General features: G+C 70.4%; 11 protein-coding genes. 6 read left to right on the forward strand and 5 right to left on the reverse strand.

The window, feature by feature from the left end; all coding sequences use genetic code 11:
* The first annotated feature begins 54 nt into the window (after positions 1 to 54).
* Positions 55 to 1,692: a PucR family transcriptional regulator gene (locus AB0C30_RS21355; RefSeq protein ID WP_357946435.1), complete on the forward strand. Its 1,638-nt coding sequence runs from the start codon at positions 55 to 57 to the stop codon at positions 1,690 to 1,692.
* Here AB0C30_RS21355 and AB0C30_RS21360 read toward each other — a convergent pair.
* A complete protein-coding gene (locus AB0C30_RS21360) occupies positions 1,643 to 2,275 on the reverse strand; it encodes a TetR/AcrR family transcriptional regulator (RefSeq protein ID WP_357946438.1) in 633 nt (210 codons plus the stop codon). The two genes, AB0C30_RS21355 and AB0C30_RS21360, sit on opposite strands and share 50 nt — an antisense overlap.
* 232 nt (positions 2,276 to 2,507) lie before the next feature.
* Between AB0C30_RS21360 and AB0C30_RS21365 the strand changes: the two genes are divergently transcribed.
* The gene (locus AB0C30_RS21365) at positions 2,508 to 3,935 is read left to right on the forward strand and encodes an aldehyde dehydrogenase family protein (protein ID WP_357946441.1); all 1,428 of its coding nucleotides are present in this window, start codon (positions 2,508 to 2,510) and stop codon (positions 3,933 to 3,935) included.
* Here AB0C30_RS21365 and AB0C30_RS21370 read toward each other — a convergent pair whose 3' ends face one another.
* Together AB0C30_RS21370 and AB0C30_RS21375 are read right to left on the reverse strand one after the other, a co-directional pair.
* Entirely contained in the window at positions 3,936 to 5,024 is a 1,089-nt protein-coding gene (locus AB0C30_RS21370; RefSeq protein ID WP_357946444.1) for a hypothetical protein, read from the reverse strand.
* 56 nt (positions 5,025 to 5,080) lie between these two features.
* Entirely contained in the window at positions 5,081 to 6,061 is a 981-nt protein-coding gene (locus AB0C30_RS21375) for a trypsin-like peptidase domain-containing protein (protein ID WP_357946447.1), read from the reverse strand.
* 196 nt (positions 6,062 to 6,257) lie between these two features.
* On the opposite strand from AB0C30_RS21375, the gene dxr reads away from it, so the two are divergent.
* The 4 genes from dxr to AB0C30_RS21395 all read left to right on the forward strand — a co-directional run bounded on the left by dxr (position 6,258) and on the right by AB0C30_RS21395 (position 11,465).
* The gene (gene dxr, locus AB0C30_RS21380; protein WP_357946449.1) at positions 6,258 to 7,451 is read left to right on the forward strand and encodes a 1-deoxy-D-xylulose-5-phosphate reductoisomerase; all 1,194 of its coding nucleotides are present in this window, start codon (positions 6,258 to 6,260) and stop codon (positions 7,449 to 7,451) included.
* Positions 7,452 to 7,530: 79 nt separating this feature from the next.
* On the forward strand, positions 7,531 to 8,682 hold the full coding sequence (gene ispG / locus AB0C30_RS21385) for a flavodoxin-dependent (E)-4-hydroxy-3-methylbut-2-enyl-diphosphate synthase (protein WP_357946451.1): 1,152 nt from the start codon (positions 7,531 to 7,533) through the stop codon (positions 8,680 to 8,682).
* Positions 8,683 to 8,957: 275 nt separating this feature from the next.
* Positions 8,958 to 10,586 carry an alpha/beta hydrolase gene (locus AB0C30_RS21390; protein WP_357946454.1) on the forward strand — a complete coding sequence of 543 codons (1,629 nt, stop codon included), beginning with the start codon at positions 8,958 to 8,960 and terminating at the stop codon, positions 10,584 to 10,586.
* 36 nt (positions 10,587 to 10,622) lie between these two features.
* Positions 10,623 to 11,465, forward strand: coding sequence for a GNAT family N-acetyltransferase (locus AB0C30_RS21395; protein WP_357948106.1), 843 nt, complete (start codon positions 10,623 to 10,625; stop codon positions 11,463 to 11,465).
* 249 nt (positions 11,466 to 11,714) lie between these two features.
* On the opposite strand, the gene AB0C30_RS21400 is transcribed toward AB0C30_RS21395, so the two are convergent.
* Both AB0C30_RS21400 and AB0C30_RS21405 read right to left on the reverse strand, forming a co-directional pair.
* Positions 11,715 to 12,503 carry an SDR family oxidoreductase gene (locus tag AB0C30_RS21400; protein WP_357946456.1) on the reverse strand — a complete coding sequence of 263 codons (789 nt, stop codon included), beginning with the start codon at positions 12,501 to 12,503 and terminating at the stop codon, positions 11,715 to 11,717.
* Between the two features lie 19 nt (positions 12,504 to 12,522).
* Positions 12,523 to 13,194 carry an NAD(P)H-dependent oxidoreductase gene (locus AB0C30_RS21405; RefSeq protein WP_357946458.1) on the reverse strand — a complete coding sequence of 224 codons (672 nt, stop codon included), beginning with the start codon at positions 13,192 to 13,194 and terminating at the stop codon, positions 12,523 to 12,525.
* Between the last annotated feature and the right edge of the window lie 23 nt (positions 13,195 to 13,217).

Consider the following 13,217-nt stretch of genomic DNA (forward strand, 5'->3'; position numbering starts at 1 on the left):
ATGCGTCGATATGTCACACTGGAGTGCCCGTCTTTGCCGGAATGGACAACTCGTATGGCGCCTTCGCTGCGGACCGTGGTGCGACGGACAGGGCTGCGGCCGCTGGCCGGCACCTTGGACTCGGTCGTGCGCTGGGTGGCCGTCAGCGAGCTGGAGGATCCGACACCCTACCTGGAGGGCGACGAGCTCCTCCTGACCACGGGTATGCGCCTGGAAGGCGACTTTTCGCAATATGTCGCCCGCCTCGTGGCACGTGGCGTGGCCGGGCTCGCCCTCGGCGTCGGGCTCTCGCACGAAGAGGTGCCGCCCGCGCTGCTGGCGGCGGCCACGGCGGCCGGGTTGCCGCTGCTGGAGGTGCCGCGCGAGACGCCGTTCATCGCGGTCGGCAAGGCGGTCAGCGACCTGCTGGCCGCCGAGCAGTACGACGAGATCACCCGCGCCTTCGCCGCCCAGGGCCGCCTCACGCGGGCCGCCCTGCGGACCGAGGGCCCGTACGCGGTCATCGACCGGCTGGCCAAGGAGGTCGGTGGCTGGGCCGCGCTGCTGGACGAGCACGGCGAGGTACGCCACGCCACCCGCGCCGCCAAGGCCGAGGCGGCGGCCCGCGAACTGGCCCGGCTGCGCGGCGAGCACGGTGTCTGGCGGGGCGGCGGGGCCAACGGGCGGCCGCCCGCGAGCCTGGCGCTGTCCGGGCCGGACGAGCACGTCGTCCTGCAGCCGCTGGGCGGGGGGCCGAGGCCGCGCGGGTTCTTCGTGGTCGGGGCGTCCCGGGCGTTCTCGCCCGTCACGCAGACGGTCATCAACGCGGCCGGATCGCTGCTCACGCTGGCCGTCGAGCAGGGCGGCGCCCAGCGGGAGGCCGAGCGCCGGGTGCGCTCGGCCGTACTGGGGCTCCTGCTGGACGGAGGTATGGGGGAGGGGCGCGCGGGGCCGGCCTGTGTGGAGCGGGCGCGCGCGGTGCTGGCGCCGCTCGGTGGGCGGCTGCCGGAGGAACCGGTGGTCGTGCTGGCGGTGGCGGGCGACGCGCTCGACGCGGTGGAGCCGCACGCCTTCACCGCCCACGTCCCTGAAACCGCCCACGTCCCTGAAACCGCCCGCTTTCCTGAAGCCGCCCGCACTAACGAAGCCGCCCGCATTCCCGAAGTCGCCCGCACTAACGAAGCCGCCCGCCTCCCTGATGCCGCTCCGCTCGAGTCGCCGGTCGTGGTGCTGGTGGCCGCGGCGGAGGCCGAGAAGGTGGCCGCGCTCGCCGAGGGGACCGTCGGGATGAGCGCGCCCAGCGCGTACGGTGAGCTGCCCGGCGCGCTCGACCAGGCCCGGCGGGCGTTCGAGAGCGGCCGTGACGGCCTCGTCAGGTTCGCCGACCTCGCCGGCCAGGGGCTGCTGACCCTGCTCGACCCCGCCGCCGCCCAGGCGTTCGCGGCGGCGCTGCTCGCGCCCCTCGCCAGGTACGGCTCGCGGGCCGACCTGGTCGAGTCGCTGCGCGCCTACATCGGCAGCAATGGCCACTGGGACGCGGCGGCCCAGCGGCTCGGCATCCACCGCCACACGCTCCGCTACCGCATGAAGCGGGTCACCGAACTGCTGGGCCGGGACCTGGACGATCCCGGAGTGCGTGCCGAGCTCTGGATCGCGCTGGCGGCTACTTCTTCTGCCTGTCCACCAGGTAGCAGCAGATCGTCGCCGTCGTGACCGCCTCGTAGGTGCGGCCGTCGCGCAGGTGACCGGCCCGCTCCAGGCTGATCGCGCCCTGGGCGGCGGCCCACAGCGCGTCGGCGATCTTGCGGGGCTGGGTCGGGACGAGGTACCCGGCGGAGATGCAGTCGGCGATCACCCGGTCGAGGATGTTGAGCGCCGCGCGGGCCAATGTCCTGGCCCGCTCGCTGGGTTCGAAACCGGGGATCGCCCGCTCGAACATCAAGCTGTAGTAGCCGGGCTCGGCCAGACACGCCTGACGGTAGGCGGGGCCGAGCGCGGTGAGGTTCTCGAGGGCGTCCCGCCGCTGCGGGACCGCGTCCAGAAAGCGCCGGAAGCGCTCGAATCCCTCCAGGTAGAGGGCCTCCGCCAGCCCTTCCCTGTTGCCGAACATCGTGTAGATGACCGTCGTCGTGCAGCCGGCCTCCGTGGCGATCCTGCGCATGGTCAAGCTCTCGGGGCCGTCGCTGAGCAGCAGGTTGACCGCGACGTCGAGAAGCCGGGAACGCAGTTCGTCATGGGTGGCCCGCTCACCGAGCAAGTAGGCGCCTTGGAGCCCGAGAGGCGCCGAGGAGGTCATGGGGCCACGCCTTTCTGCGTCGGGGGCCCGCCGCGCTGAGGACCCGCACACGATGACTTAGCCAGCCGGGAGAAAGTTCAAACCGCCCTGCATGGTAAACATCCCGAATTAGGTCTACTTCTGTTACATCCTGGGTAGGCAAGGGAGGTTGTACTTAACGGTGAGGTCTGGTGGGGGTCTTGTGCACGGTGGTGTACGTCCCCGATCGTGGCCTTGGCATAACGTCGAGAACATGGACGTGCGTACCTTCTGGCTCGCGGGCCGGCCAGCCACCGGCGACTCCCAGCTCACCGTGACCAATCCCCACGACGGTCGCGACGTCGGCCGCTATTCCGTGCCGACCGACGCCCAGGTCGAGGAGGCCGTCGCGGCCGCCCACGCGGTCGCCGGACAGGCCGCCGCGCTCCCCGCGCACGTACGCGCCGAGGCGCTGGCCCATGTCTCGCGCCGCATCGCGGAGCGGGCCGATGAGATCGCCCACCTGATCACCGCCGAGAACGGCAAGCCGATCTTCTGGGCTCGTGGCGAGGTCACCCGCGCGATCGCCACCTTCCGCTTCGCCGCCGAGGAGACCCGCCGCTGGTCGGGCGGTGTGCAGCGGCTCGACACCGAGCCCGCCGCCGCCGGGCGCCTGGCGTACGTCTCCCGTCTGCCGTACGGGCCGGTGCTCGCGATCACGCCGTTCAACTTCCCGCTGAACCTGGTCGCTCACAAGGTCGCGCCCGCCATCGCAGTCGGCGCGCCCATCATCGTCAAGCCGGCGCCCGCCACGCCGCTCACCTCGCTCCTGCTCGGCGAGCTCCTGGCCGAGACCGACCTGCCCGCCGGGATGTTCTCCGTGCTGCCGGTCGAGAACGAGCGCGCCTCCGTTCTGGTGGAGGATCCCAGGCTGCCGGTGGTGTCGTTCACCGGCTCCGCGCCGGTCGGCTACGCGATCGCCGACCAGATCCCGCGCAAGCACGTGACGCTCGAACTCGGCGGCAACGCCGCGGCCGTCGTGCTGAGCGACGCCGACCTCGACTGGGCGGCCCAGCGCGTCGCCCTGTTCTCCAACTACCAGGCCGGTCAGAGCTGCATCGCCGTGCAGCGGGTGATCGTCGAGCAGCCCGTCTACGACGCCTTCGTCGAGCGCCTGCTCCCGGCCGTCGGCGGGCTCGTGACCGGCGATCCGGCCGACGAGAAGACGCAGGTCGGACCGCTGGTCTCGGTCCACGCCGCCGAACGCGTCGAGCAGTGGGTCCAGGAGGCGGTCTACGGGGGCGCCCGCGTGCTCGCGGGCGGCGCCCGCGAGGGCGCCACGTACGCGCCCACCGTCCTGGCCGACGTGCCCTCCGACGCCAAGGTCCTGCGCGAGGAGGTCTTCGGGCCGGTCATGGTCCTGCAGCCGGCCGCGAACATCGACGAGGCGTACGCGATGGTCAACGACTCCAGGTACGGCCTCCAGGCCGGAGTGTTCACGCGGTCGCTGGACGCGGCCTTCCGGGCCAACCGGGAGCTGGAGGTGGGTGGCGTGATCATCGGCGACGTGCCGTCGTACCGGGCCGACCAGATGCCGTACGGCGGCGTGAAGGACTCCGGCGTCGGCCGCGAGGGTCTGCACTCGGCGATGCAGGACTACACCTACGAGAAGGTCATGGTGCTGACTGGCCTGTCGCTCTAGCTACGCCCGCTGGGCCGTGTCGAACAGGGCCTTGGCGGCGTCGCCGAAGTACGGGCCGTACATGGTGCGCTGGTCGTCGCTGTACTTGAAGCTGCTCAGCGACGTGATCTCGCCGGTGCCCGTGGCGGGGTCGAAGCCGGACAGCCACGGGCCGCCGCTGGAGCCCGCCGTCATGTCGCAGCCCAGGCCCTGGTCGCGGGTCTGCTTGTAGGGGTCGCCGTGCAGGCGGCCCGCGCAGTAGACCAGGTGCTCGCCGTCGTAGGGCGGGTCGGCCGGGAAGCCGAAGCCGAACGTCTGGCCGCCGCGCGCGCCGTTGAAGGCGATCTGCTGGCCGCCGACCACGTCGGTGACGTGCTGGCTCTCCGCGGTCGTCAGGGCCACCATGCCCACGTCGTAGCTGTCGTCGGCGGAATGCGCCCACGGGCCGGTGACGAACATGCGGCGGGCGGCGTACTGGCCGTAGGGGTGGCCGCCGCCGTCGCGGTAGCCGGGCACGAATTGCCAGTTGGCCGCCCACTCGCCGGTGCCGTCCTTGACGCAGTGGCCGGCGGTGACCACGAGGTCCCTGCTCGCGCTCTTGACCGTGCTCGCCGAGCACACGAAGTCGATGCCGCTGACGGTCAGGAAGACGCGGCCGGTGGTGCGGGTGACCGCGCCGCCGGTCAGCCAGCGGGAGCCGGACGTGGTGGTCAGGGGCCGGGCCGACTGGAGGCGGGGGACGGGGATCCTGGCCTTCTCGCTCTCGCGGGTCACTTTCTCGCCGGTCAGGCCGGGTGCGGCGGCGATCCCCGTCTTCTTGGCGAGGCCGCCCAGCAGGCCGTCACGCTTGGTCACGATGCCGAGCATGTCGATCGGCAGGGCGTCGGCCATCCGGGCCGGGGTCCAGTAGTCGAGCACGCGCCGCTGCTCGGCGGGGCTGCGGGCGGCCACGTGCTCGACCACCTCCGTCCGCTTGGCCGTGTGCACGACCTGCTTGGCGACGCGATGGGCGGGGTCATGGTGCTGGGCGGGCATGGCGCCGATGAGCGCGGGGCCCATCAGCCCCGTGACGAGCGGTACGGCTGTCAGCAAGGGGATGCTCAGGCTCATGACCCCCGAGTCTGCACCACAAGATGTGTTCTTGTGACTACTTTCGGTGAACGGCTTCAGAGGGCGTTGGTGCTCTGGGCGGCTTGGTAGACGGCTTGGGCCTCTGACCCGAAATAAGGGCCGAACATCCATTTAGCGGCGAAGTTGTATTTGAAGCTGTTGACGGAGTTTTGCGTGCCGAGGCCGGTCGTTTCATTGAAATTCTGGAACCATGGACCGCCGCTCGAACCACCAGTCATGTCGCAGGTCAAACCCTGATCCTTGGACATCAGGAAATCGTCGAACGCGCGGCCGCTGCAGTAGGTCAGCTTCGAGCCGTCGTACGGGGCCGCCGCCGGGTAGCCGAAGGCGTACATCTGCTGGCGCCGCGCCTGGTTGAACGCCACGCCCTGGCCGCCCACGACGTCGGTCAGCGCCTTGCCCTGCAGCGGCGCCACCACGGCGGCGGCGACATCGAAGTCGATGTCCTCGCCGGCGTTCCACTGCGGGGTGGTCAGCAGCTTGGTGGCCGCCCAGGTGCCGTTCGGGCGGCTGCCGTTGTCGTATCCGGGGACGAACACCCAGTTGGTGTGGAAGGCGCCGCCCATCTTGACGCAGTGGCCCGCGGTGAGCACCACGCTCTTGTTGGCGCTGGTCACGGCCGAGCCGGAGCAGGAGGCGTTGCGTCCCTGGTAGGTGAAGAAGACTCGGCCGGTCGTCTTCGTGATCGCGCCGCCGCGGGTCCAGGCGGAGCCGCCGCTGTTGGCGGCCTGTGCGGCATTGCCCGGCGCGCTGGTGGGCGGGATCGTGGTGGGCTCGCCGGGGGTGCTCATGGCCAGTTTGGCCTGCTTCTTGGGCGCGGGGGCGTCGAGCGGCTGGGCCGCCTCCATCTTCTGCGGGGTCCAGTACCGCAGGACGGTCTGCTGCTCGGAGGTGGAGTCGGCGGCCGCCTTCTGGGCGGGCTTGGGTCCCGACTGGGCCTGCGCGAGCCCGGCCGGGAGCAGGGCGCCCCCGGCGGTGAGGGCGAGGATGGAAAGCAGAGCGACTCTGCGGTGCATTACGTACCTCCCAAATCCCGGATCTGAGGTTGGAAGGTAGCGGCCCCAATATCCCGATTTCTCGGGATTTGCGCATACGGATATGGGGATATTTGGGCGTTAATGTACTGGAATATCTGGAGTCACAGGCGTTGCCATATTCAGGGACGGGGGAGCCGCGTGCCGGGTCGCTTCCGGCAGCGGGGACAATGGACGGGTGCACGCAGACACCCTCCGCTCCGTCGTCGTCCTCGGCTCCACCGGCTCGGTCGGCACCCAGGCACTAGATGTCATCGGCACCGATCCGGGCAGGTTCAGGGTCGCCGGGCTCGCGGCCGGTGGCGGGAAGGTCGAGCTGCTGGCCGAGCAGGCGGCCGAGCACGGCGCCGAGGTGGTGGCCGTGGCCGATGCCGACGCCGTACCGGCGCTGAAGGAGGCGCTCGCGGCGCGCGGCGCGAGCCCGGTGGTGCTCGCCGGCCCCGAAGGGGTCGCGGAGGCGGCGGCGTGGCCGTGCGACACGGTGCTCAACGGCATCACCGGCGCGCTCGGCCTGACCTCCACGCTGGTCGCGCTGAAGGCGGGCCGGACACTCGCCCTGGCCAACAAGGAGTCACTGATCATCGGCGGGCCGCTGGTCAAGCGGCTGGCCGCGCCGGGGCAGATCCTGCCCGTCGACTCCGAGCACTCGGCCGTCCAGCAGTGCCTGTGGGCCAGTGGTCCCGACGGTCACCGGCCCGAGGCGGTCAAGCGGCTGGTCATCACCGCGAGCGGCGGGCCGTTCAGGGGGCGCAAGCGCACCGACCTGTTCGACGTCACGCCTGAAATGGCCCTCGCGCACCCCACCTGGTCCATGGGTCCCATGATCACCATCAACTCGGCCACCCTGGTCAACAAGGGGCTGGAGGTCATTGAGGCGCACCTGCTGTTCGACATCGGCTTCGACCGGATCGAGGTCGTGGTGCACCCTCAGTCGATCATCCACTCCATGGTCGAGTACATCGACGGCTCCACCATCGCCCAGGCCAGCCCGCCCGACATGCGGCTGCCCATCGCGCTCGCGCTCGGCCACCCCGAGCGGATCGCGGGCGCCGCGGCCCCCATCGACTGGACCCGGGCCCAGGAGTGGACCTTCGAGCCGCTCGACGACGATGCCTTCCCCGCCGTCGCGCTGGCCAGGCACGTCGGCACCGAGGGCGGCACCGCGCCCGCCGTCTACAACGCGGCCAACGAGGCGTGCCTGGAGGCGTTCATCGGCGGCGGCCTGCGGTTCCCGGCTATCGTCGACACGGTCGCCAAGGTCGTCGAAGAGCACCGGGTGACCCCCGCGGACTCGGTCGAGGAGGTGCTCGCCGCCGACGCCTGGGCTCGCACCCGCGCGAGCGAGTTCGTACGGGGCGCGGCCGGCGGATGAGACCTGGGACGGAGCTCACAGCCCGGCAGTCCCACGGGCTACCTACACTGGATACCGTTACCGAAACTCAAGGGTTGAAATGTCTTCTGTAGCACTCGGCATCCCCACGGTCCGTCCCAAGCCGCTCGCCCAACGCCGGCACTCCCGCCAGATCATGGTCGGCGGCGTCCCGGTCGGTGGCGACGCGCCGGTCTCCGTGCAGTCGATGACCACCACGGTGACCGCCGACATCAACGCCACTTTGCAGCAGATCGCCGAGCTGACCGCGTCGGGGTGCCAGATCGTGCGGGTGGCCGTGCCGTCGCAGGACGACGCCGACGCGCTGCCCGTCATTGCCCGCAAGTCGCAGATCCCGGTCATCGCCGACATTCACTTCCAGCCGAAGTACGTGTTCGCGGCCATCGAGGCGGGCTGCGCGGCGGTGCGCGTCAACCCCGGCAACATCAAGAAATTTGATGACAAGGTGGGCGAGATTGCGCGGGCCGCGGCCGATCACGGCGTGCCGATCCGCATCGGCGTCAACGCCGGCTCGCTCGACCCCCGGTTGCTGCAGAAGTACGGCAAGGCGACCCCGGAGGCGCTGACCGAGTCGGCGCTGTGGGAGTGCTCGCTGTTCGAGGAGCACGGGTTCCGCGACATCAAGATCTCGGTCAAGCACAACGACCCCGTCGTCATGATCAACGCGTACCGGCTGCTGGCCGCCCAGTGCGACTACCCGCTGCACCTGGGCGTGACCGAGGCGGGTCCGGCCTTCCAGGGCACCATCAAGTCGGCGGTCGCGTTCGGCGCGCTGCTGGCGGAGGGCATCGGCGACACCATCCGCGTCTCGCTGTCGGCGCCGCCGGTCGAGGAGGTCAAGGTCGGCACGCAGATCCTGGAGTCGCTCGGGCTGCGGGAGCGCGGGCTGGAGATCGTCTCGTGCCCGTCGTGCGGGCGGGCGCAGGTCGACGTCTACACGCTGGCGGAGCAGGTGCAGGCGGGGCTCGAGGGGCTGAAGGTGCCGCTGCGGGTGGCCGTGATGGGCTGTGTCGTCAACGGGCCGGGGGAGGCCCGCGAGGCCGACCTGGGCGTGGCCTCGGGCAACGGCAAGGGGCAGATCTTCGTCAAGGGCGAGGTCGTCAAGACGGTCCCGGAGTCGCAGATCGTCGAGACCCTGATCGACGAGGCCCTGCGCATCGCCGACTCGATGGGCATCGCGCTCGACGGCGAGCCTGAGGTTGTCGTCGGCTGATTTAAAACTCATATTTTTTACGGCTCAGCCCGGTTGGCCCCAGACGCCGACCGGGCTGAGCTCTGTCCAGGGGCACGCTCCTCCGGTGGAGGTGGCGCGCCGCCGTGACGTGCGCACTCTTGGCCAGTGGCGGGGCAAACCGGGCACCCCGGCCGCCCGGGAGTGGATTACGGCGGGCAATTGGGCGATTACAGAATGGTAAGCGTTCTTCCATACCCAGCGTCATGACTCGGTTACTCAGAGACCATCGGTCTGCCAATCGAATGGGAGGCCGTGTGAAGCGGGTCGTAAGAGTGATCGTCGGGATGGCGATGCTGGTGCCGGTGGTCGGGGGAGCGAGCAGCGCCGTGGCCGCCGGGCGCGCCGTGAGTTCGGGACTGGACTGGGGGGCCTGTCCAGTGGCGTCGTCATCATCGAAGACGGAGACGGACGAGGCCGATTCTGGGACGGTCATCAGACGGTCCGCGCCTCGGGTGAGCGGGGTCGAGTGCGCCTCCGTGCGGGTGCCGCTCGACTACAACGAGCCGACAGGGCAGTCGATCACGCTGGCGCTCAACCGGATCAAGGCCAAAGTGTCGCGCGACGGCGGCGACTATCTGGGCCCGCTGCTGGTCAACCCCGGCGGGCCGGGCGCCTCGGGCCGGTCGCTGGCCGAGTACGTGTCGGCGACGCTCTCGCAGAAGGCCGCCGACCGTTACGACATCATCGGCTTCGACCCGCGCGGCGTGGGCAACAGCGAGCCCGCCATGCACTGCGTCGACCCCGCCGTCTACTACGCCCCGCCCAGGCCCGACGCGGTGCCGCGCGATGAGGCAGACGAGAAGGTGCTGCTCGGCAGGGCCAGCGAATACGCCAGCCGATGCGGCGACCTGTACGCCTGGCTGCTGCCCCACCTCACCACTGAGAACACCGCCCGCGACATGGACAGCATCCGCGCGGCCCTCGGCGAGTCGCAGATCAGCTTCCTCGGCTACTCCTACGGCACTTACATCGGCGCCGTCTACGCCACGCTCTTCCCCGACCGGGTCAAGCACCTCGTCCTGGACAGCACGGTCGACCCGGACGGCGTCTGGTACAAGGCCAACCTGGCCCAGGACCGCGCCTTCGAGCGCAGGCACCGCGCCTTCCTGGCCTGGACCGCCAAGAACAACGCCGTCTACAAGCTCGGCGGCTCGCTCACCCAGAGCTCGTTCGCCTGGTACGCGATGCGCTCCAGGCTGCACGACCGCCCGGCCGCCGGGGTGGTCGGCCCGAGCGAGCTCGACGACACGTTCACCGTGGCCGGCTACAGCGACCGGATCTGGCCCGACCTGGCCGCCGCCTGGTCCAGGTACGTGCGGCAGGGCGACGGGAAGGCCCTGGTCGACGTCTACAACAAGTACGGCAAGCCGGACGCCGACGAGGAGAACGGCTACGCCATCTACCTGAGCGTGCAGTGCCGCGACGCCCAGTGGCCCAGGTCCTGGGACAAGTGGCGGACGGACATGACCCGGGTGTACCGGCAGGCGCCGTTCCTCACCTGGTCCAACGCCTGGTACAACGCCCCGTGCGCGTTCTGGTCCGTGCCGGGCGGCACTCCGGTCAAGATCGACGCGTCCAAGCGGCTGCCTCCGATCCTGATGATCCAGTCGAAGGACGACGCCGCGACTCCGTACCAAGGCGCCCTGAACATGCGCAAACTGTTCCCGAGCGCCCGCATGGTCGTCGACGCGGGCGGCAACCACGGGTCTTCGCTGTCGGGGAACCAGTGTGTGGACCGCCACCTGATCGCGTACCTGGTCGACGGCACGGTGCCGCGGCACACCGCCAACTGTGACAAGCTGCCGGCGCCCAAGCCCACGGCCCATATGGCGGCCGTTAGTCCTCTTGGTCACGAAAGGCGCACCGAGCTCCTCACCAGATGAGCTATTCGGTGGTCGTTCGCGTAGTCTGACCATGTGATGCTGCGTACATCGGCGTCGCGTGTGCTCGATGACAGCGACCGGGACGAAGCCCTTGCCTTGCTCGACTTCGATCCGGTCGCCAACGTCTTCGTCTCCTCCCGGGTGCGGACCGTCGGACTCAATCCGGCGCGGCTGGGCGGGCAGATGTGGGGCTTCGGGCCGCGCGGCGGGCTTGTCTCGCTCTGCTACGCGGGGGCAAACATGGTGCCGGTCAACGCCGGTCCCGAAGCCGTGCACGCCTTCGCCGACCGCGCCCGCAAGCAGGGCCGCCGCTGCTCGTCCATCGTGGGTCCCGCCGACGCGGTCTCGCTGCTGTGGGAACGCCTGGAGCCGTACTGGGGCCGGGCCCGCACGATCCGCTGGGCACAGCCGGTCATGGCCACCTCGCGCAGGTCGCCCGTGCCCGCCGACCCGCTGGTCCGGCGGGTCCGCCCGGACCAGTTCGAGACGCTGCTGCCGGCCTGCGTCTCGATGTTCACCGAGGAAGTGGGGGTCTCACCCAACCTCGGCGACGGCGGCGCCCTCTACCGGACCAGGGTTGCCGAGCTGATCCGCATCGGCAGGTCCTACGCGCGCATCGACGACGGCCGCGTGGTGTTCAAGGCCGAGGTCGGCGCGGTCACTCCCCATGCCTGCCAGATCCAGGGGGTGTGGGTCGACCCCGCGTTGCGCGGCCAGGGACACGCGGTGGCCGGGATGGCCGCGGTCGTGGACGCCGCCCTGGACTGCTTCGCCCCTGTGGTCTCGCTGTACGTCAACGACTTCAACCACTCGGCCCGGGCGGTCTACCGGAAGGTGGGCTTCCACGAGGTCGACACGTTCATGTCCGTCCTGTTCTAGCCATGATCTTGGTGATGGGGATCTGGGAGTCGCTGGTCAAGGTGTGACCGCGGGTGACGGTGACTCGGTCAGTGCAATGGCGCGTTCGCCCTTGCCGCCGCGGGACTCGGCGGCGGGCTCGACCTGTGCCCGCACCTGGTCCGCCGTGACCTCGGCGCGCATGTGGCCAACCAGCTCGCCCCGCCGTCTGGTAGTCCCCGCCCGCCCGGCCGGGCGGGGAGCACGTTCGTGTGGTGCGGGTTGGGGCTGCTATCCGCCGATGTGCGGTGCGCGTGCGGCGGCGGAGCCGTCCCGGATCACCTCGCCGGTGAGGTTGCCGTTGGCTCCCGAGCCCAGGAAGACGATGAGGTTGGCCACGTCGTCGGAGTGGGAGAGCCTGCGGGTGGGGGTGGCGGCGGCGAGGGCGTCGGTGACGAAAGCCGGGATGTCGGGGCGGCTGTCGGTCAGGGTGAAGCCCGGTGCCACGACGTTGACCAGGATCCCGTCCGGGCCGCCGTTCCAGGCCAGGCTACGGGCGAGCCCGTACAGGCCCGATTTGGCGGTGCCGTAGGGGCCCGGGCCGGGCAGGCCCTCCTCGGCGACGCTCGAGGAGATCAGCACGATACGGCCCCAGCCCTTGGCGCGCATGCTGGACAGGACCGCGCGGACCGTGGCCGCGGTTCCGATCAGGTTGGCGCCGATCATCGCGTCCCACTCCTGCAGCGGGACGTCCTCGAAGCGAAGGCTGGGGTCGGGCGGGCCGTCGCCGCCCCAGCGCACGGCATTGGCGATGAGGACGTCGATGCCTCCCCAGCGCTCTATGACGCTCGCGACAGCTTGGTCGATGGTGGGCAGGTCTTCGAGGTCGAGTCGGACGACGTGCGCCTGCCCGCCGGAGGACTCCACGTCAGCGGCCACCTTCTCGGCGCTGTCGGGGTTGTTGCGGTAGGTGATCGCCACCCGGGCGCCTTCGCGCCCGAAGGCGCGGGCGGTCGCGGCTCCGATGCCGGTCGACGCGCCGGTGATCAGGACCACGCGGCCGTTGAGATCTGTGTTCATGATGCGATTTCCTCTCGAGTCAGGTTGCGGACGGGATCTCGGCGCGGGCTCGGGTCGCCAGGGCGTGCACCGCGTCGAGCGCCGCGGCATGGGAGGCCTCGTGCTGGTCGCGGAACTGGGCGAGGAAGGGCATGACCGTGGCGTGGGTGAGCTCGGCATGGACGAACTCCACGTCGTCCAGCCCGAGCACGGAGAAATAGGCGCGCAGGTAGGGCTCCTGGAAGTCGAACTGCTCGCGGGGTGTGCCCGGCCCATAGCCCCCGCCGCGCGCGCTCAGCACCACGGCCGACTTGCCCTTGAGCGGCAGCCAGGGCAGGGTCACGCGGTCGATCCACGCCTTGAGCGCGGCGGGCACCGTGAAGTTGTACATCGGCACGCCCAGCAGCAGGACGTCGGCCGCGAGGAGCTGTTCCACCAGCGGACGGGTGGCCGCCCAGCTCCTGGCCAGTTCGGGGGCGGTCGCGGCCACCTTGTCCATGGCCTCGATGTCGCGCACCCCGTTCACGGATGACTGGGTGGCGAGGTGGACCCGGTTCTCGTCGATGGGTGGCACCGGGTCCGCCACGAGGTCGCGGTAGGTGTAGATGCCGTCGGGATGGGTGGCCCGCCACCCGGTCACGAAGGTCCTGCCGAGCCTGCGCGAGAACGAGTCGCTGCGTCCGCTGGCGTCCAGATGCAGGAGATGCGTCACAAAATTGCCTCACATTCAAGATG

It is taken from the genome of Nonomuraea sp. NPDC048901 (assembly GCF_040649695.1).
Classification (GTDB): domain Bacteria; phylum Actinomycetota; class Actinomycetes; order Streptosporangiales; family Streptosporangiaceae; genus Nonomuraea.

Coding starts and splice junctions, on each gene's coding strand:
- AB0C30_RS21355 (WP_357946435.1), top strand. CDS start 55: ATGGCGCCTTCGCTGCGGACCGTGGTGCGACGGACAGGGCTGCGGCCG.
- AB0C30_RS21360 (WP_357946438.1), bottom strand. CDS start 2,275: ATGACCTCCTCGGCGCCTCTCGGGCTCCAAGGCGCCTACTTGCTCGGT.
- AB0C30_RS21365 (WP_357946441.1), top strand. CDS start 2,508: ATGGACGTGCGTACCTTCTGGCTCGCGGGCCGGCCAGCCACCGGCGAC.
- AB0C30_RS21370 (WP_357946444.1), bottom strand. CDS start 5,024: ATGAGCCTGAGCATCCCCTTGCTGACAGCCGTACCGCTCGTCACGGGG.
- AB0C30_RS21375 (WP_357946447.1), bottom strand. CDS start 6,061: ATGCACCGCAGAGTCGCTCTGCTTTCCATCCTCGCCCTCACCGCCGGG.
- ispG (WP_357946451.1), top strand. CDS start 7,531: ATGTCTTCTGTAGCACTCGGCATCCCCACGGTCCGTCCCAAGCCGCTC.
- AB0C30_RS21395 (WP_357948106.1), top strand. CDS start 10,623: ATGCTGCGTACATCGGCGTCGCGTGTGCTCGATGACAGCGACCGGGAC.
- AB0C30_RS21400 (WP_357946456.1), bottom strand. CDS start 12,503: ATGAACACAGATCTCAACGGCCGCGTGGTCCTGATCACCGGCGCGTCG.